The 18771-nt window shown below is 71.0% G+C and carries 13 protein-coding genes and 4 pseudogenes; 1 reads left to right on the top strand and 16 read right to left on the bottom strand.

Annotation, left to right across the window (positions count from 1 at the left end):
- Window positions 1-45: 45 nt before the first annotated feature.
- Window positions 46-770 (top strand): annotated as a pseudogene (locus tag Pflav_RS01515) (LON peptidase substrate-binding domain-containing protein).
- A 16-nt stretch (window positions 771-786) separates the two neighbouring features.
- Here the strand turns inward: Pflav_RS01515 and Pflav_RS01510 are convergent.
- From Pflav_RS01510 to Pflav_RS01435, 16 genes and pseudogenes are all read right to left on the bottom strand, one after another.
- Window positions 787-1692 carry a DUF2567 domain-containing protein gene (locus Pflav_RS01510; protein WP_232070911.1) on the bottom strand — a complete coding sequence of 302 codons (906 nt, stop codon included), beginning with the start codon at window positions 1690-1692 and terminating at the stop codon, window positions 787-789.
- Window positions 1693-1888: 196 nt separating this feature from the next.
- Window positions 1889-5425, bottom strand: a pseudogene (dnaE, locus tag Pflav_RS01505) (DNA polymerase III subunit alpha).
- Window positions 5426-5547: 122 nt separating this feature from the next.
- A complete protein-coding gene (locus Pflav_RS01500) occupies window positions 5548-7197 on the bottom strand; it encodes a MinD/ParA family ATP-binding protein (protein ID WP_173033138.1) in 1650 nt (549 codons plus the stop codon).
- A gap of 311 nt (window positions 7198-7508) precedes the next feature.
- Window positions 7509-8525 carry a hypothetical protein gene (locus Pflav_RS01495; RefSeq protein ID WP_173033136.1) on the bottom strand — a complete coding sequence of 339 codons (1017 nt, stop codon included), beginning with the start codon at window positions 8523-8525 and terminating at the stop codon, window positions 7509-7511.
- A 44-nt stretch (window positions 8526-8569) separates the two neighbouring features.
- Window positions 8570-9495: pseudogene (locus Pflav_RS01490) on the bottom strand (RluA family pseudouridine synthase).
- Window positions 9492-10070, bottom strand: a complete 579-nt coding sequence (lspA, locus tag Pflav_RS01485) for a signal peptidase II (protein WP_173033134.1) — start codon at window positions 10068-10070, stop codon at window positions 9492-9494. Before lspA ends, Pflav_RS01490 begins: the two are co-directional and overlap by 4 nt.
- Window positions 10071-10146: 76 nt before the next feature.
- The gene (locus Pflav_RS01480; protein ID WP_173033132.1) at window positions 10147-10566 is read right to left on the bottom strand and encodes a TraR/DksA family transcriptional regulator; all 420 of its coding nucleotides are present in this window, start codon (window positions 10564-10566) and stop codon (window positions 10147-10149) included.
- Window positions 10567-11177: 611 nt separating this feature from the next.
- Entirely contained in the window at window positions 11178-12683 is a 1506-nt protein-coding gene (locus Pflav_RS01475; RefSeq protein ID WP_173033131.1) for a potassium/proton antiporter, read from the bottom strand.
- The gene (locus Pflav_RS01470) at window positions 12683-12991 is read right to left on the bottom strand and encodes a DUF167 domain-containing protein (protein ID WP_173033130.1); all 309 of its coding nucleotides are present in this window, start codon (window positions 12989-12991) and stop codon (window positions 12683-12685) included. The genes Pflav_RS01475 and Pflav_RS01470 overlap by 1 nt, the downstream gene beginning before the upstream one ends.
- A gap of 152 nt (window positions 12992-13143) precedes the next feature.
- Window positions 13144-13791 (bottom strand): hypothetical protein, encoded by a 648-nt coding sequence (locus tag Pflav_RS01465; RefSeq protein ID WP_173033129.1) that lies wholly within the window; start codon window positions 13789-13791, stop codon window positions 13144-13146.
- Window positions 13792-13837: 46 nt separating this feature from the next.
- Window positions 13838-14647, bottom strand: coding sequence for a DivIVA domain-containing protein (locus Pflav_RS01460; RefSeq protein ID WP_173033128.1), 810 nt, complete (start codon window positions 14645-14647; stop codon window positions 13838-13840).
- Between the two features lie 50 nt (window positions 14648-14697).
- Window positions 14698-14994 carry a YggT family protein gene (locus Pflav_RS01455; protein WP_173033127.1) on the bottom strand — a complete coding sequence of 99 codons (297 nt, stop codon included), beginning with the start codon at window positions 14992-14994 and terminating at the stop codon, window positions 14698-14700.
- 27 nt (window positions 14995-15021) lie between these two features.
- Window positions 15022-15755, bottom strand: a pseudogene (locus Pflav_RS01450) (cell division protein SepF).
- 128 nt (window positions 15756-15883) lie between these two features.
- A complete protein-coding gene (locus Pflav_RS01445) occupies window positions 15884-16603 on the bottom strand; it encodes a YggS family pyridoxal phosphate-dependent enzyme (protein ID WP_232070908.1) in 720 nt (239 codons plus the stop codon).
- A 14-nt stretch (window positions 16604-16617) separates the two neighbouring features.
- Window positions 16618-17724: a cell division protein FtsZ gene (gene ftsZ, locus Pflav_RS01440; RefSeq protein ID WP_173033126.1), complete on the bottom strand. Its 1107-nt coding sequence runs from the start codon at window positions 17722-17724 to the stop codon at window positions 16618-16620.
- Window positions 17725-17940: 216 nt separating this feature from the next.
- Window positions 17941-18732, bottom strand: coding sequence for a cell division protein FtsQ/DivIB (locus Pflav_RS01435; RefSeq protein WP_173033124.1), 792 nt, complete (start codon window positions 18730-18732; stop codon window positions 17941-17943).
- Window positions 18733-18771 lie beyond the last annotated feature (39 nt).

Genomic DNA, 18771 nt, shown 5'->3' with positions numbered 1-18771 from the left:
GTCCAGCCGGTCCAGGCCTTGAGACTCCTCCGTTAGGCTTCTTGGATGAGCCCGCGGCTGCCCGTCTTTCCACTGGGCACTGTGCTCTTCCCGGCCTCGTGCTCCCGCTGCACATATTCGAGGAGCGCTACCGCGAGCTGGTGCGCCACCTCGTATCGCTGCCGGACGGCACGCCCCGCGAGTTCGGCGTGGTGGCGATCCGCCGCGGCTGGGAGGCACCGCTCTCCACCGCGCCCGGCGCCACCGCGCCCACCGCCGACGTGAGCCTCCACGACGTGGGCTGCACGGCCGAGCTGCGCCAGGTGACCGAGCTGCCCGACGGGCGGTACGACATCGTCACCGTTGGCCGCCGCCGCTTCCGCCTCAACGCGGTCGACAGCGACTCCCAGCCGTACCTCACGGGCGAGGTCGACTGGCTGCCCGAGCCGGGTGGCCAGGAAGACCTCGCCGACCTGCTGGCCCCGCGCGTGCTCTCGGTGTTCCGCCGCTACCTGCGGCTCATGCGGGCCAATGGCGACACCGACGACACGGTCGACCTGGCCGAGGTCAGCGAGCAGCTGCCCGAGGACCCGACGGTCCTGTCCCACCTGATCGCCGCCACGGCCGCGCTCACCGTGGAGGACCGCCAGCGCCTGCTAGCCGCCGACGACACCGCCACGCGGCTGCGCCACGAACTCCGCCTACTGAACCGCGAAGCCGCACTACTAGGCCGGATACGCGCGGTCCCGGTCCCGCTGGCCGAGCTAGCCGTCCCAATCAGCGCCAACTAACCCTGACGGAAGTTGATCAGGGAGTTGGTGCGCGTGGCGTGCGGCGTGTCCCGCCACAAAGTCCCTGATCAACCGGGTGAGGTCGGGCCGGGCGGGGGCCGGGCGGGCTGGGGGGTGGGGAGGACCAAGGGCCGGCGCCGGGGAGTGGGTCCTTTGCCGGGCCGCCGCCGTCTATGCCCATGCCGTTGATCGGCGGGCGCCAGTCGGGGCCGACCGGTGGGCGGGCCAGCTCGGTCGGTGCGTGCCACGGGCCGGGGAGGCCGCCGTCGGGCGCGGGCTCCGGGGCCGCCGCCAGCGGGAGCGGGACTTCCGGCTCCGGCTCGGGTACCAGCGACGGGTACCGCGACCAGCCGGCCAGCAGCGTGTACGTGACGACGGCACCGAACGCCGGCAGCAGCAGGTCGCCCCGGAGCGTGGGGACGAAGCCCCACAGCCACTCGAACCCGCCGGCCCGCAGCTCGGCCGGCCGGCTCAGCTCGGTACCGACCGGGGCGCTCGCGAGGAGCTTGTCGAAGTCGTTCTGACCGATCAGGCCGCCCAGCCACCAGGCGACCAGTGCCGCGCCGACCGTACCGACGGCCAGGCCGAGCAGGACCAGCGGACCCCGGTGGCGGCGCAACAGCGCCCACACCACGATCGCGGCGAGCACGCCGAAGCCCAGCCCGAGCAGCGTGAACCACCCGTCCGCCGCGACGAACTCCTCCGGCTGCGGGTCGGTCAGCCGCGCACCGTCCTCGGTCTTGATCAGGGGTACCGCGGGCGCCAGCGCTGACCACAGCCAGCCGAGCGGCGCGCCGAGGACTGCCAGCGTGAGCGCCGCGCCGAGGCTGACCAGCGGCGTCGACCACCCCTTGGGTCGCGGCTCCGGATGGCCGTTGGCGGCGGCGACCGCCAGCGGCGGGGCGAAAGTCGGGTACGGCACGTCCGAAATATGCGGCCCGTCCGCCGGACGCGGACCAATCGCCGGATGCTCGGCATCCGCCGGACGCGGACCAATCGCCGGATGCTGGGCGTCCGCCTCGCCGCCTCCATTAAGCCCACTCACAGCCCGATCCTCTCAGGCTCCGCTGGCAGCGGGCTGGACAGGGGCGCTCCGCGCCGGACCGGACATCGGCGGGTCAGCCGGCGACCGCGGCCGGGCCGAGGAGCGCCTTGAGGTCGGCCATCAGCGCGGTGCTCGGCGCCACCCGGGTCGGGCCGAGCCGCAGCAGCGTGGCCCGCGAGCCGTTGACGAGCTTGACGTGCACCTCGGCCGAGCCAGGGTGGCTGCTCAGCACCTCGCGCAGCCGCTCGACCAGCGGCGGCGTGCACCGGGACGGGGCAGGGCCAGCACGACCGGCTTGACCTCGTCGGCGGCCGTGATGTCCGGCAGCGACATGTCCATCGCCATCAGCCGCGGCTGGTCGTCGCGCCGGTCGACCCGGCCCTTCACCACGACGATCGCGTCCTCGGCGATGTACTGCCCGACGATCTCGTACGTATTCGGGAAGAACAACACCTCGACGGCGCCGCCCAGGTCCTCCAGCGTGGCCGAGGCCCAGGCCCGGCCCTGCTTGGTGATCCGCCGCTGCACCCCGGAGAGGATGCCGGCGAGCGTGACCACCGCGCCGTCCCCGACCGAGCTCTCCTCGGCGAGCGCGCCGATGGTCATGTCGGCGGCGGCGGTGAGCACGTGCTCGACGCCGAAGAGCGGGTGGTCCGAGACGTACAGGCCGAGCATCTCGCGCTCGAATGTGAGCAGGTCGCCCTTGTCCCACTCGCCGGCGGGGATCTGCGGGGTGACCACCATGCCGGCACCGACCGCGTCATCGCCACCGCCGAACGCGTCGCCGAACAGGTCGTACTGCCCGACGGCCTCGTTGCGCTTGATGTCGAGGAACGAGTCGATCGCGTCGGCGTGTATCGCGAGCAGGCCCTTGCGGGGGTGGCCCATCGAGTCGAACGCGCCCGCCTTGATCAGCGATTCGATGGTCTTCTTGTTGCAGGCCACCGCGTCGACTTTCCGCAGGAAGTCGTAGAAGTCGGTGTACGCGCCCTTCTCCTTGCGGCACCGCCTGATCGCCTCGACCACGTTGGTACCGACGTTGCGCACCGCGGCCAGGCCGAAGCGGATGTCCTGGCCGACGGCGGCGAAGCGGGCCATCGACTCGTTGACGTCGGGCGGCAGCACCTTGATGCCCATGCGCCGGCACTCGGCCAGGTAGACGGCCGACTTGTCCTTGTCGTCGCCGACCGAGGTGAGCAGGCCACTCATGTACTCGGCGGGGTAGTTGGCCTTGAGGTACGCGGTCCAGTACGACACCACGCCATACGCCGCGGAGTGCGCCTTGTTGAACGCGTAGTCGGAGAACGGGACGAGGATGTCCCAGAGCGTCTTGATCGCCGCGTCGGTGTAGCCCTGCTCCTTCATGCCGGCGGAGAAGGGCTGGAACTCCTTGTCGAGGATCTCCTTCTTCTTCTTGCCCATCGCGCGGCGGAGCAGGTCGGCCTTGCCGAGCGTGTAGCCGGCCACCTTCTGCGCGATCGCCATGACCTGCTCCTGGTACACGATCAGCCCGTAGGTGTCGCCCAGGATGTCGGCCAGCGATTCGGCCAGCTCGGGGTGGATCGGCACGACCGGCTTGCGGTTGTTCTTCCGGTCGGCGTATTCGTTGTGCGCGTTGGCGCCCATCGGGCCGGGGCGGTAGAGCGCGCCCACCGCGGAGATGTCCTCGAAGTTGTCGGGGATCATCGAGCGCAGCAGCGCCCGCATCGGGCCGCCGTCGAACTGGAACACGCCGAGCGTGTCGCCGCGGGCCAGCAGCTCGTACGTCGGCTTGTCGTCGAGCGGCAGCTGCTCCAGCACCACGTCTTCGCCGCGGTTTTCCCGGATCGCGTCGAGGCAGTCGTCGAGGATCGTGAGGTTGCGCAGGCCGAGGAAGTCCATCTTCAGCAGACCGATGGACTCGCAGGCGCCCATGTCCCACTGCGTGATGATCGCGCCGTCCTGCTCGCGCTTGTGGATCGGCAGCACGTCAACAAGCGGGTCGCGGGAGAGGATCACGCCGGCCGCGTGCACGCCCCACTGCCGCTTGAGGCCTTCGAGCCCCTTGGCGGTGTCGACGATCTTCTGCACCTCGGCGTCGCTGTCGTAGAGCTGGCGGAACTCGACGGCCTCGGGTAGCGCGGGTGGCTGGAGTCGAAGATGCCGCCGAGCGGGATGTCCTTGCCCATGACGGCCGGCGGCATCGCCTTGGTGATCTTGTCGCCCATCGCGAACGGGTAGCCGAGCACCCGGGCCGCGTCCTTGATCGCGGCCTTCGCCTTGATCGTGCCGTACGTGATGATCTGGGCGACCCGCTCCTCGCCGTACTTCTCCGTCGCGTAGCGGATCATGTCGCCGCGCCGGCGCTCGTCGAAGTCCATGTCGATATCGGGCATCGAGATGCGGTCGGGGTTGAGGAACCGCTCGAACAGCAGGCCGTGCGCCATCGGGTCGAGCTCGGTGATGCCCAGCGCGTACGCGATCAGCGCGCCCGCCGCGGAGCCACGGCCCGGACCGACCCGGATGCCCTCCCGCTTCGCGTACGCCACGAGGTCGGCGGTCACCAGGAAGTAGCCCGGGAAGCCCATCTTGAGGATGACGTCCAGCTCGTACTCCGCCTGGGCGCGCCGGTCGTCGGGCACGCCGCTGGGGAAGCGCCGCTCCAGCCCGCGCATGACCTCCTTGCGCAGGAACGACTCCTCGGTCTCCCCGCCGGCACCGGAAACTGCGGCATGAGGTTGCGGGAGCCGAACAGGGCCGAGTAGTCGCCGATCTTCTCTTCGATTTCCAGCGTGTTGTCGCAGGCGCCGGGGACCTCGGCGTCCCACAGCTTGCGCATCTCCGCCGGCGACTTGAGGTAGAAGTCACGGGCGTCGAACTTGAACCGCTTGGGGTCGGCCATCGTCGAGCCGGACTGCACGCAGAGCAGCACCTCGTGCGCGTCGGCGTCGCGGTCGAACGTGTAGTGCAGGTCGTTGGTCGCGACCGGCTTGAGGTTGAGCCGCTTGCCGAGCCGGATCAGGTCTTGCCGGATACGGGTCTCGATGTCGAGCCCGTGGTCCATCAGCTCCAGGTAGAAGTTGTCCGGGCCGAAGATGTCGCGGAACTCGGCCGCCGAGGCGCACGCCTTTTCGAAGTCGCCGATGCGCAGCCAGGTCTGGATCTCGCCAGAGGGACAGCCGGTGGTGGCGATGAGGCCCTTCGCGTACCGGTGGAGCAGCTCGCGGTCGGCGCGCGGCTTGTAGAAGTAGCCCTCCAGGCTGGCATACGACCCGAGACGGAAGAGGTTTTTCAGCCCGTCCGCGTCGGCGGCGAGCATCGTCATGTGCGTGTAGGCACCACCGCCGGAGACGTCGTTCTCCCCGCCGTCGGCCCACCGCACGCGCGTCCGATCACGCCGGTCGCTGTTGGGCGTCAGGTACATCTCGCAGCCGATGATGGGCTTGACGCCGGCGCCGGTGGCCTGCTTGTAGAAGTCGTACGCCCCGAAGAGGTTGCCGTGGTCGGTCATCGCGAGGGCCGGCATCTCCAGCCGCTTGGCCTCGCTGAAGAGATCCTTGAGCCGCGCGGCGCCGTCGAGCATCGAGTACTCGGTGTGCACGTGGAGGTGCACAAACGACGCGTTAGACACGCGCAGCCCCCTCTCCTCACGGTGTCAATCCGCGCCCGAGCCTAGCCCGCGGGGACGACGCAAAAGGCCGCCGACACGGCCCTTCCCGTGCCATCTAGATCACGCCACGGGAAGGAAGACACTTATCGGACGAACGGCTCCAGCATCACCGAGGCCGCCTTGAGCCAGGCAGCGCGCGTCTCCGGCTGGAGCTGGTTGTACTCGATCGAGGAGCCGGTCTCCAGCGCCTGGTCGTAGGGCACGATGGCCACCGCGCGGGTACGCGTGGCGAAGTGCCGGGCCAGGTCGTCCAGCAGCGGCGAATGGCCGGGCGTCGGGCAGGACAGCAGCGTCACCGCGTTGGCGGCCAGCTCGCCCATGCCCACCTCGTCGAGCAGGTCGAGCATCCAGTCCGCGGTGAACGCGGCGTCCTCGCGCGGCACCGTCGTGATGACGAGCTGGTCGGCCGCCTGGAGCACGGTCTGCCAGTTGGCGCTCTCCACGTTGTTGCCGGTGTCCACACAGATCACGTCGTGGGTACGGCGCAGCAGCTCCAGCACCCGGCGCACCGTGTACTGGTCGAGCCGCTGGGCGAACCGCGGGCTCTCCTCACCGGCCAGCACGTCATACGACCCGTCGGAGGCGTGCCGCAGGTAGTCGTCGAGCTCCTCCTTGAGCTCGATCCCGTGGTGCGCCTCGACGTCGGCCAGGTCGGCGATCAGGTGCCGGATCGTACGGGCGTGCCGCGCGCTGCCGGCCCGCAGGCCGAGGGTGCCGCGCAGCTCGTTGTCGTCCCAGGCGAGCACGCCGCGGCCGCGCACGCTACCCACGGTGGCGGCGGCAAGCACTGTCGCGGTGGTCTTGTGCACGCCGCCCTTGGGGTTGGCGAACGCGAGCACCTTGGGCATGCCCAGGTCGCGCCGGAGCACGCTGACGGCCCGCTCCACCTCCGCGTCGGGGCGGTTCTGCCGGAACTCCACCTGCGGCACGTAGCCGTTGTCCTGCTGCTGTACCGGCGGTGGCGGGGGCGGCGGGGGTGGTGGTGCCGTGGGTCGTGGCGGCGCCGGTGGCTGCCACCCGCCCTCCAGCTCGGCCCACCGGCTGTACCCACCCGGCGAGGAGGTCGGCTGGTCGCGCCGCGCTGCCTCGCGTGGAGACAGCTCGCGCGGCGCCGGCTCACGCACGACCGCCGGACCGGGCCGAGCCGCCATCCGCGGGTCCGGCGTTGGGTAGCCACCCGGCTCGGCCGGGTAGCGCGGCGCCTCAGGACGCCGACCGTCGCCGTAGCGCCCCTCCGGGTAGCGCTGGTCCGGGTACCCCGGCTGGTCGCCGTAGCGGGTGTCTGGGGGGTACCCGTCGTCGGGGTAGTCGACCGGGCTGCCGTAGGCCACCGGGCTGCCGTAGCCGCCCTGCGGGGTGTAGCCGCTGCTGCCAGAGCCGGACCCGGAACCGGAGCGCGATCGCCCGTTGGTGCCGTTGGCCGTGCCATTCGCCCCGCGGGAACGCGGCGGCTGCGTGTCGTAGCCGCGGGCGTCATAGTCCCGGCCACCGCGCGGCTCTTCCCACCGGTCGTCGAAGCCGCCGTCGAGCGGGCGCGGCGGTGGCAGGTCGAAAGCGGGGCCGTCGTCATCGTCGCGGCCGTCCAGCGCGCTGGGCGCCCGGCGACCACGTGGATCGAAGTCGGCCTCTACCTGATCACCGTTGCGGCCGCCGCCACGGGCACGGTCCAGCAGCGCACGCCATCGCGGCGCTGGTTCCGCAGGCCGGCCCCAGCCGGTCTCGGTGCCCTCCACGGCTCGCCCCTCCCAGCGCCATATCGGTCCCGCCTGACAGGCTACGAACAAATCCTTATTCAGACCACACCATCGGTCCAACGAGCGAAGCACACACAGTCCGTCACAGATGCTCCTTTCCGGCTCATCCGCGACCAACCATGTGGGCAGCCCTCGGGAAACGCTCGCTCACCCGACGCCCATCCTTCCGGATGGCTCGCGGTCCCCTAACTGGGCATCCGGTCTGGACACGAACCCCGCAGGCCAACGGTTCAATGCCCGGTCTGTGATCCGGAATGCGCCACAGGCAGCGACCAGCACCCCACGTGCGGTCACTGAGACGCCGTGGGCGTGCCCGCCGGCTCGGTGGGCGGCGGCACCGACGCGGGCGGCGAGGTCTCCGTCGGTGCCGGCGTGGTCGGCGCCGGGGAGGCCGGCGCCTCGCTGGTCACGGCGGGCGATGGAGGTGCAGGGCTGCCGGTGGGCGCCGGCTGCACCGCCAACGTGGGCGGTGCCGACGGGTCCGGCGACGGGAGGGCGGTGTCGACCGGCGGCCGCACCACGTCCTCCTGCTCGGGCAGCGGCGGCAGGAACACGGCCCGGTCGAGGCGGCTCACCTCGGGAGCCGGGTCGACCGCGCGAACCTCGGAACGGGCGGAGACCTTCTCCATGGCGGACGGTGTGGCACGAATCACCGCCGCGTACACGCAGTGGCACCCGGCCCGGTACGCGGTCGCCTCGGCGGCGGCCACCGCGGCGCCGCTGTCGTAGACCTGGCGCATCTGCCGCTCCCGCTCGCCGTCGCCGCTCATCGTGCCGCTCAGCTTGCGGTACTCGGCCGCCTCGGCCTCCTTGCGCGTGGCCACCTGCGCCATGCCGTCGATCACGTCGCCCGGGATGCGCACCGCGGGGATGTGGACGATCTGCGTCTGCGCGTCGGGCAGCGGCACCCGCCCGAAGACCTGGGCGACGCGGACCTCCCCCAGGACCGGGGCGAGCTGCTCCGGCGCCAGGTACTGGGTGAGCGTGACCAGGGCGTACGTGTCCGCTGTAGAGGGTGGGGTGGCGACCAACTGGGCCAACTCCTCGCGGCTGGAGGCCACGTACCGCGGGATGGACTGGCCGTCGCCCACGCCGACCCGCACGACCTCGCCGACCGTCGGGTCGCCGCCGGGCTGGCCGCGGTCAGCCGCCCACACGGCGGTGAGCAGCACGGCGCTGGACGAGATGAGTGCGACCGCGGTCAACACCCGCATCCGCAGTCGTCCCTGTGCCAGCCGCGACATCGCTCGTGCCAGCGGCGGTAACAACCGGCTGTCCAACCGGCGCAGCAGGTCGCCAGTGCGCACGGCGTAGCTCTCCCTCGACTGTCGTCGGCCTTCGACCCGGATGGTCAGGCGGCGTCACGGAGTGTGTTCAACGCGTGCGCCAGGTCCCCAGGGTAGTCGCTGACGAACCGAACTTCTTCCCCGTACGGGGGTGGAGGAAGCTGAGCGCACGGGCGTGTAGCCATTGCCTGGACAGCCCCAACCTAGCTGCGAGTGTCGGATCCGCGCCATACGTCAGGTCACCCACGCATGGGTGCCGCATGGCCGAGAAGTGGACCCTGATCTGGTGCGTACGGCCGGTTTCCAGTCGTACGTCGACGAGACTCGCCGACGGAAACGCCTCCAATGTGTCATAGTGCGTGACGCTCGGCCGGCCGCCCGACATCACCGCCCACTTGTAGTCGTGCGTGGGGTGGCGGTCGATCGGCGCGTCGATCGTGCCGCGCAGCGGGTCGAGGTGCCCCTGCACCACCGCGTGGTAGCGCTTCTCGACCTCGCGCTCCTTGAATGCGCGCTTCAGCACCGTGTACGCCTGCTCGCTCTTGGCCACCACCATCACACCGGTCGTACCGACGTCGAGGCGGTGCACGACACCCTGCCGCTCGGCGGCGCCGCTGGTGGAGATGCGGTGGCCGATCGCGGCGAGACCGCCGATCACCGTCGGGCCGGTCCACCCTGGACTCGGGTGCGCGGCGACGCCGACCGGCTTGTCCACGACGACGATGTCGTCGTCCGCGTAGACCACCCGAAGACCCGGGACGGCCTGCGGTACCACTTCGACGACCGAGGGCGGCGCCGGCAGGTGGACCTCGAGCCACGAGCCGGCGCTGACCTTGTCGGCCTTGGGCCGCGGCACGCCGTCGACAAGCGCGTCGCCGGCCTCCACAAGCGCCGCCGCGGCACTGCGGGACAGCCCGAAGAGGCGCGAGACGGCCTGGTCGAGGCGCAGACCATCGAGCCCGTCCGGCACCGGGACGGAACGGGTGCTCATTCCTTCACTGCCCTCTTCGCCCGCACCCGGGACCCGTCGCGCTGGCGGCCGGTGAACTCCAGCCCGATCGCGAGCACCACGCCGCAGATCAGCGACATGTCGGCAACGTTGAAAATCGGCCAGTGCTCCCCGTTAGGACCGAAAAGGCTGAACATGTCGACCACGTGGCCGCGCAACGGCCCTGGTGCCCGGAAAATCCGGTCGGTGGCGTTGCCGAGCGCACCGCCGAGCACGAAGCCCAAGGCCAGGCCCCACGGCACGGACCTCAGCTTCAGCGCCATCCACACGATCCACGCGATCACCCCGCAGGTGATCAGCGGGAACACGAACGTGTAGTCGCTGCCGAGGCTGAACGCCGCGCCGCTGTTGCGGGTCAGGCTGAGGTAGAGGGCGCCGCCGAGCAGGCGCACGGACTCGTCGTAATCCAGATGGACGACGGCGAGGTGCTTGCTGACCTGGTCGATAGTGACCGAGACGGCGGCGGTGACGAGCAGCACCAACACCGCCAGCCGTCTCGCCGGCAGTGCCGGACGCTCGCCAACCGCTTCTTCCGCCTCCGTGCTCAGCTGTGACACCTTCCGTTCACACCGGCGGGGCTCGCGAGCGGGCGGGCGCCGACGACTCCAGGCCGTCGAAGCCGCCTCCGCGCGCTTACCGCCGCTCCTCCAACTGCTTGCACGTCACGCACAGCGTCGCTGAGGGGAACGCGGCGAGCCGCTCCACCGGGATCGGATTGCCGCACCGCTCACACCAGCCGTAGTTGCCCGCGTCGAGCCGCTCCAGCGCACGCTCCACCTGGCTGACCCGGTCGAGAATGCCGTTTACGAGGGAGATCTCCTGCTCCCGCTCGAACGTCTTGGTGCCCGTGTCGGCCTGGTCGTCGCCGGCCGAGTCGGTGAGCCGCTCGCGCTGAAGCTCGGTAATCTCGCTCAGCGTCTGATCGTACTCGGCTTGCAACTCGTCCCGGCGCCCCGCCAGGGCGGCCCTGATCTTCTCGGTCTCCGCGGCGCTGCGGGTCCCCTTCGCCGGCTTGCGGCTGGTGGCGGTCTTGGTGTCAGCTGGCTTCGCCATCGTCGCTCCCTTGGCCGCGGTACCCGCGGCGATAGGCGGGGCCTGGGTGGCCGCGGTCGGTGTTGTGGTGTTCGCAGCGCTTCCGGCCTGGTGGGCCGGAGCCACGGCCTCCGCCGGCGCCTCGTGCGGCACCGGAGTCTGTGGTGATGCATCCGCGCCGGTCACCGTGGTCGGCCCGGCCGCGGTGGCGGGAGTGGCTTCCAAGGGTACGGCGGTCGCGTTCCCGGCGGCGGTGTTATTCGCGCCTTTCGCGGCTCCAGCGTTCTTGGCGGGTTCTGTGGTATTCGTGGGGGTGGTCCGGGTTGTCTTTTTAGTCACGGGCTTGGCAGCCGGCGCCTTGGGCGCGGACACACTCGCGGCACGCCGCGCCGCGGCCCGAGAGCCCCCGGTGCGTGTGCTCGCACCGCCCTTCGATGCCGCCTTGCGCGCGTTGTCCGCCCGCTCGGCCATCGCAGTCCCCCAGTTGCAAAACGGGCGCACGGCGGGACGCCGTGCACTCCGGTGGCTGGCAAGAATACGGAACGTGAAGACGTCCGACAACATGCCGCACCGCTCGTACCCAATTCACAGCCAGCTAAACCCATAAACCGGGCAAAAGACGCTCTAGTCGATCAATCGTTGCGATCGTCGCCGTATTCGTAGAACCACTTCGCCAGCCGGCCCCGGCGGCTCACCGCGCGCAGCCGCCGCTCGGCCGCGTCGCGTACCTGGGCGGTCGCGACGATCAGCAGGCTGTCGCCCACCTTGAGGCGGGTGTCCGGGGCGGGCACGAAGCCCACCCCGTCCCGCAGCACCAGCGTGACCGAGGCGCCGACCGGCAGGCGCAGCTCGTCCAGGTGCACGCCGGCCAGCCGCGAGCCCTCCGGCACCTCCAGCTGGAGCAGGTCGGCGTACATGCGCTCGAGCGGCGCGCTGTCCACCCGGATCTCCGTGGCCTCGCCCGGCGCGGCGACCTTGAGCAGGCGGGAGACCGGGGCGAGCGTGCCGCCCTGTACCAGCGTGAAGATCACGACCAGCACGAAGACCACGTCGAAGAGGCGGGTGGCGCCCTCGACCCCGGCCGAGAGCGGCACGGTCGCGAGCACGATCGGTACCGCCCCGCGCAGCCCGGCCCACGACAGGAACGCCTGGTCGCGCGGGCTGATCCGGAACGGCGTCGCGGACAGCACCACCGACAGCGGCCGGGCCAGCAGCACCAGCGCCAGGCCGGTCACGATCGCCGGGAACACCGCCTCGTCCAGCCGGTCCGGCGACGCCAGCAGGCCGAGCAGTACGAAGAGGCCGATCTGGGCGAGCCAGGCCAGCCCGTCGGCGAACCCGAGGATCGCCTGGCGGTGCGGCAGCCGGGCGTTGCCGAGCACCACACCGGCCACGTACACGGCGAGGAAACCGGAGCCGTGCGCGACCGCACCCACGGCGTAGGCGAGCACGGTCAGCCCCACCGCCGCGATCGGGTAGAGCCCGGCCGACGGGAGCGCGGCGTGCCGAAGTCCCCACCGGCCCGCGATCCCGACCAGGTACCCGACGGCCGTGCCGACGGCGAGCTCGTAGGCGACGAGCAGCACCTCGTACCACCACGGGTGGCCGCCGCCGATCGGGTTCATGGAGAGCAGGATGACGAGGAGTACGGCCGGGGCGTCGTTCATGCCGGACTCGGCCTCGAGGATGGCCACCAGCCGGGGCGGCAGCCGCAGCCGGCGGAGGGTGGCGAAGACCGCGGCGGCGTCCGTGGAGGAGAGCACCGCGCCGTAGAGGAGCGCGAGCTGCCAGTCCAGGTCGAGCACCAGGTATACGGCCACGCCGACCACCGCCGAGCTGGCCAGCACGCCCAGCGTGGAGAGCGTGGCCGTGACGCCGAGCACGGGCCGGAGCTGGCCCCACCGCGCGGTCAGCCCGCCCTCCGCGATGATCACGATGAGCGCACAGAAGCCGAGGGTGCGGGTGAGCTCCACGTTCTCGAACTCGATGCCCAGCCCCGACTCGCCGAGCGCGACGCCGATCGCCAGGTAGACCAGGAGGCTCGGCAGGCCCAGGCGGGTGGAGAGGCGTACCGCGCCGACCGCCACGAGCACGACGACCGCCCCCATGAGCAGGGCGATGTCCAGCCGGTCCACCACTAGGAGGTCTCGCGGAGTGCGTCGAGGCGGCCGGCGAGGTCGGCCGGGTCGGCGGTACCGCTCACCTCGAAGAGCTTGTCCCGGCTGGCGGCGCCGGACCGGAGGGCCACCTGGGCCGGGCGCACCCCCAGCGCCGCGGCGAGTGCCCGCCGGGCCGCCTCGGTGGCCCGCCCGTCGACCGGCGGCGCGTTCACGGCGATCACGAGCGCGGACCCGTACGGCCCGTCGTACCGCCCGCCGACCCGGGCGCGGGCGGCCCCGGGCTTGACCCGGACCGGCACGACGAGGGACTCAGGCGGCGTGACCATGCCTCATTGAACCTTTTTCAACTGGACAGCGCGGCGCTAGAACCCCGACTTTTACCTGGAGGCACGACGAACCTCAAGTGGAGTTGAAAAAGGTTCAATTCTCCTGGGAGGACGGTCGACGCGGGATGGTTGGGCGCTGGAGAAAACCGGGCTTAGACGCGGCGGGCGTCGGCGAGCAGCGCGCCGTCGGGCTCGCACCGGCCGCACGGGCTGAAGCCGAGCTCGACCGCCTCGCTGACGGGCAGCGGCTCGCTCTCCCGGCCCAGCAGGTGCACGCAGCCGGCGAGGTGGTAGCGCGGGCGGCCGTCGACCACCAGCACGTCGGCCGTCATCCGGGCGACCCGGGCGGCGTCGGCGGGCGACACGTACTGCGCGGCGGGCTCGTCCGGCGGGTCGTCCTCGTCGGGGACGTCGGCCGTCGTCTCGTCCGCGGTCTCGGGCTCGGCCACCGCGACCGGCGACTCGAAGAGCATGGGGTTGTCCGCCTGGCGGGCTGGCGCTCCGTAGGCCGGGCCGGCACGGCGAGCGAGCGGTTCGGCCGGGCGGGCGACGGTCAGCGCGCGGCGGCGCTCCCGCTCACCCTCCTCGACCTCGTCGCCGGCACGCTCCCACTCGTCGTCGTCGGCGTAGCCGGCGTCCGCACGGGCAGCGGCTGCCTGGCGGGCACCGACGACCAATGCGACGGCGGCCAGCAGGCTCGCCGCGATGGAGCTGATCAGCAGCGCGCTCGACCCGTTGGCCAGGCCGAGCACGAGCAGCGTGACGGCGACGAGGATGAGCAGCAAACTTCCGACGATCACGGCTCACCCCCGCCGCAAGAACGGCATTCCTCGATGGTTCCTTGGTTTAGCGGCCGGATTCGAGCGCACCCGAACGGCCCCCGCCGTACGACCCGGCCAGACCCGCGGTCGCCAGGCCACCGCTGCCACTCTGGACCCGGTTGCCGTCGGCCCGGTTCATCTCCGCCTCGAGGCCCTGCCCCCGACCGTCGAGGTCGCGCAGCTGGCTCTCCAGGTAGGCCTTGAGCCGGGTGCGGTACTCGCGCTCGAACTGCTTGAGCTCCTCGATGTGCTTCTGGAGTGCGGTGCGCTTGGCGTCGAGCCCGCCCATCGCCTCCTGGTGCCGCTGGCGAGCGTCCCGCTCCAGGGCGTCGGCCTTGGCCCGCGCCTCGCGCGTGACCTCCTCCGCCTTGGACCGCGCGTCGGAGAGCAGCTTGTCCGCCTCGCGCCGGGCGTCCGCGACGTGGTCGTCGGCGGTGCGCTGGGCCATCATCAGGACCCGCAGGGCCTGCTGCTCGCCGTCGCCACCGACCACCGGACCGCCCTGCGAACGGACCGACTCGAGCTCGGCCTGCATGGCCCGCGCCGCCTGCTCGGCGGCAGCCTTGTCCCGCTGGACGCGGTCGAGCTGGGCCTTCATGTCGTTGAGCTCGGCGGCCAGTCGCGGGTCGGCACCCGGGCCGGCTGGAGCGCCGCCACGACCGCCGCCACCGCGCTCGACCTGCGCACGGAGCTCGTTGTTCTCTTCGATCAGACGAGCGAGTTCGCGCTCAACCTCGTCAAGGAAGGCGTCGACCTCCTCCTCGTCGTACCCCCGCTTGCCGATCGGAGGCTTCTTGAAGGCGACGTTGTGAACGTCGGCCGGGGTGAGCGGCATCGAAACTCCTCGGGTCAGTTGAGGCCGCGTAGCGGCTGGTCACCAGCTGTTCAGCTAGTGATCAACCGCCCTACCACGTACATCAGCACGAACAGAATAACCAGCAACACAAGGGAGGCTAGGTCGAAGCTGACAGTACCAATTCGCAGTGGTGGGATCACACGCCTCAACGCGCGCAGGGGCGGATCGGTGACGGTCCACACGGACTCCAATGCTGCCGCCGCCCCCCGGCTCGGCTGCCAGCGGCGACCGTACTGTAGTACAGCGCCTAGGACAAACCGGGCAAGGAGGGTAAGGAAAAAGCCGTAAAGCACCAGGTAAACGACTTGTAAGGTGATCGACAGCACGGCAGAAAAAGTCCCTTGGTCGGGTTATCAGCTCAGGTTGAAAAACCCGCCCTCGGCGATCTTGGCCTTGTCCTCCGCGGTGACCTGGACGTTGGCTGGAGAGAGCAGGAACACCCGGTTGGTCACGCGCTCGATCGTACCGCGCAGTCCGAACGCCAGTCCGGCGGCGAAATCGACCAGTCGGCGGGCATCCGCCTCATCCATCTCGGTGAGATTAATGATCACAGGTACACCGTCGCGGAAGTGCTCGCCGATGGTCCGCGCCTCCCGGTACGTCGTCGGGTGGAGCGTCGTGATCTGGTACCGCTGGTCCTCGTCCGCCACGACGGCCCGCTCGCGGAGCTGGACCTGGGGTGCGAGCGCCAGGTTCTCCCGAGTCGGATACGCGACTGACTCCGACGTGCCAGGCCGGGTGATCGACCGGACGCTGGCCCGGTCATTGTCCACGCGCTCCAGGTCCCCCGACCCGACGGCTCGCGCGGCAGCTCGTTGCGCGACGGCGAACGCTCCAGCGGGACGCGCTCGCCCAGCCGCGGCCGCGTACGCGGCGGTGGCTGCTCGTCGATTTCCTCGTCCTCTTCGGCGAACTCCTCCGCGTACCGGCTCGTCCGGCTCTCCCAGCCGTCCCGAGAGTCGCGCGAATCGCGGTAGCCGCTCTCGCGGTACCTGCCCTTGCTCTCGTAACCGTCGTCGTAGGAACGGTCGTCGTCCTCTTCCTCGACGAGACCGAGCCAGACCCCCGCCTTGCGCAGAGCGCTCATGCGCCCACCTCCCTCCGCCGGGCGGCACGCGCCCCCTGTCGTGCCACATCGCGAACCCGCACACCGGCCTGAGGCCCCACTGAGGAACCACGAATAACAATGGTGTAGTTCGGTGCCTGGCCGCCAGGCTACCGCAGCTTGGGGCGTGTTCCGAGCACCGCGCTGCCGATCCTTACGTGTGTCGCGCCGTGCGCGATCGCCGGTTCGAGATCGGCGCTCATCCCCGCCGAAACGGCGGTGGCTTCCGGGTACGCGGCCCGCAGCCGCGCGGCGACGTCGGCCAGCTTTTCGAACGCCGCCTCCGCCGACCAGCCCAGCGGCGCGACCGCCATGACGCCGGCGAGCCGCAGCGGGCCCGCCTCGGCCACGGTCAGCGCCACCCGGTCGAAGTCGCGGTCCGGCTCCACGGTGGACCCCACCACCGCGCCACCCCGGGCCGGGTCGCCGTCGATGCTCACCTGCACGAGCACGTCAAGTGGACGCTCCCGGTGCCGCTCGGCCGCCCCGGACAGCGCGCGGGCCAGCTTCACGCCGTCGACCGAGTGGACCACGTCGGCGTACTCCACGACCGAACGGCACTTGTTGCGCTGGAGCTGGCCGACGAAGTGCCAGCGCACCTGCGCGCCGAGCGCGGCGACGTCGGCCGCCTTGGGCGCCGCCTCCTGGTCGCGGTTTTCCCCCACGTCGGTCACCCCAAGGTGGGCCAGGACCTGCACGTCGGTGGCCGGATAGGTCTTGGTGACGACGATCAGCGTCACCTCGGCCGGTCTCCGGCCCGCCGCCGCGCAGGCCGCCGCAATGCGTTCACGTACGGCCGCCAGTCCGGCCGTGATCTCCTCCTCGCGCACCGTCACAGGGTGGATCAGGATCCGTTCTTCAGGAAGTCGGGCACGTCGACATCGTCGAAGAGCACCCGACGGGCGGGCGGCGGCGGGGCCGGCGAGACCGGCGGGGCGCTGGTCGGCACCGGGATGTCCCGGGGCACGACCTTGCGAGGCGCCTCGACCGGCTTGTACGCGGGCGCGCCCCCGTCGAAGCCGGCCGCTATCACGGTCACCCGCACCTCGTCGCCGAGCGCGTCGTCGATGACCGCGCCGAAGATGATGTTGGCGTCCGGGTGGGCCGCGTCGGTCACCAGCTGAGCCGCGTCGTTGATCTCGAACAGGCCGAGGTCGGAGCCGCCGGCGATGGAGAGCAGCACGCCGCGGGCGCCGTCCATGCTCTGCTCCAGCAGCGGGCTGGAGATCGCCTTCTCGGCCGCCTCGACCGCCCGGCTGTCGCCGCGGGCGCTGCCGATGCCCATGAGCGCGCTGCCCGCGCCGCTCATCACGCTCTTGACGTCGGCGAAGTCTAGGTTGATCAGGCCAGGCGTGGTGATCAGGTCGGTGATGCCCTGCACGCCGGAGAGCAGCACCTGGTCGGCCTGCCGGAACGCGTCCATCATGGAGATCCCGCGGTCGCCGAGCGCCAGCAGCCGGTCGTTCGGGATCACGATGAGCGTGTCGCACTGGTTGCGCAGCTCGTCTATCCCCGTCTCGGCCTGCACCTGGCGCCGCTTGCCCTCGAACGAGAACGGCCGGGTCACCACGCCGATCGTGAGCGCGCCCAGCTTGCGGGCGATCTGCGCGACGACCGGCGCGCCGCCGGTGCCGGTACCGCCGCCCTCGCCGCAGGTCACGAAGACCATGTCGGCGCCCTTGAGTACCTCTTCGATCTCGTCGCGGTGGTCCTCCGCGGCGTTCTTGCCGACGTCCGGGTTGGCGCCCGCGCCGAGGCCCCGGGTCAACTCGCGGCCGACGTCGAGCTTGACGTCGGCGTCACTCATCAGCAGCGCCTGGGCGTCGGTGTTGATCGCGATGAACTCGACGCCTTTCAGGCCCACCTCGATCATCCGATTGACGGCGTTGACACCGCCACCACCGATGCCGACGACCTTGATGACCGCGAGGTAGTTGTGCGGTGGTGTCATCAGGTGCCTTCCCTCCAGGTGTAGCCATGACGAGCGAAGGCGTAACCCTCACCCTCTACTAGAGGCTTAGAGTTATGTCAACTACTGATCCTCTCCGGCAACGTATGCGGAGGTAGGGCGGTATCCAAGGACCGACACGCCGAGCGAACTACTCTGCCGCTATTTGGCTCACTCGCTCACCGCCGTCGTGGGCGAGCGCCGCCCACGCACGCTCGTTCACCGGATAGTCACGACTTCCGGCGCGCTGACGTCGATCCGGTCGCCCTTCTTGCGCAGCAGCGCGGTCGCGACCTGAGACTTCGTGTCGCTCTGGCTCGAGTCGCCCCAGACGATCAGGCGGCCGCCGCGCAGCTCCAGCTCGATCTCGGCCGGGCCCTTGACGACCACGGCGGAGAGCTGTTTGGCCAGCTGCGGGCTGAGCGCGGTGAGCACGTCAAGCGCCGACCGGGTGTCGGCGTCGTCCGGTCCCGGCTTGGCCACCCGGGCCACCGGCAGCCCGCCGGGCATGGCGGCGACCGTGTGGAACGCGACCCCGTGCCGGTCGACAAGCACGAACCACTGGCCCTGGGGTACCACCGCCACCGGCGTGCGCTCCACGACGTCGATCGCGATCGTGCCGGGCCAGTCGCGGGAGGCGATCACATGGTCGACGGGCGCGAGCGTGGCCAGCCGGTCTTCGATGCTGCTGAGGTCGACGCCGGCCAGCGCGGCGCCGTCCCGCACGCCGGCCGCCTCCCGCACCTGCTCCACGGAAAGGATCTCGGTGCCGGAGACACGCACCTCGCGGACGCCGAGCAGGCCGGTGCCGTACACGATCCAGGTGGCCAAGCCGATGACGGCGACCACCACGCCCACGGTCGCCCACGGCATCGCCGCCCGCACCCGGCGCCGCCGGGCCCGTGCCATAAAACGCCGGACCGAGGCAGGAACGGCGTCCGAGTCAGCGCGCACGAGCCGCCAGCGCCGCGCCCGACCGGACCCGGCGCCACGGCTCCCCGGCGCGGTCATGCCTCCGCCTCTCGCCGTTGATCAGGGACTTTATGGAGG

The organism is Phytohabitans flavus (assembly GCF_011764545.1).
Classification (GTDB): Bacteria; Actinomycetota; Actinomycetes; order Mycobacteriales; family Micromonosporaceae; genus Phytohabitans; species Phytohabitans flavus.
This window is presented reverse-complemented; position numbering and strand designations above follow the sequence as displayed.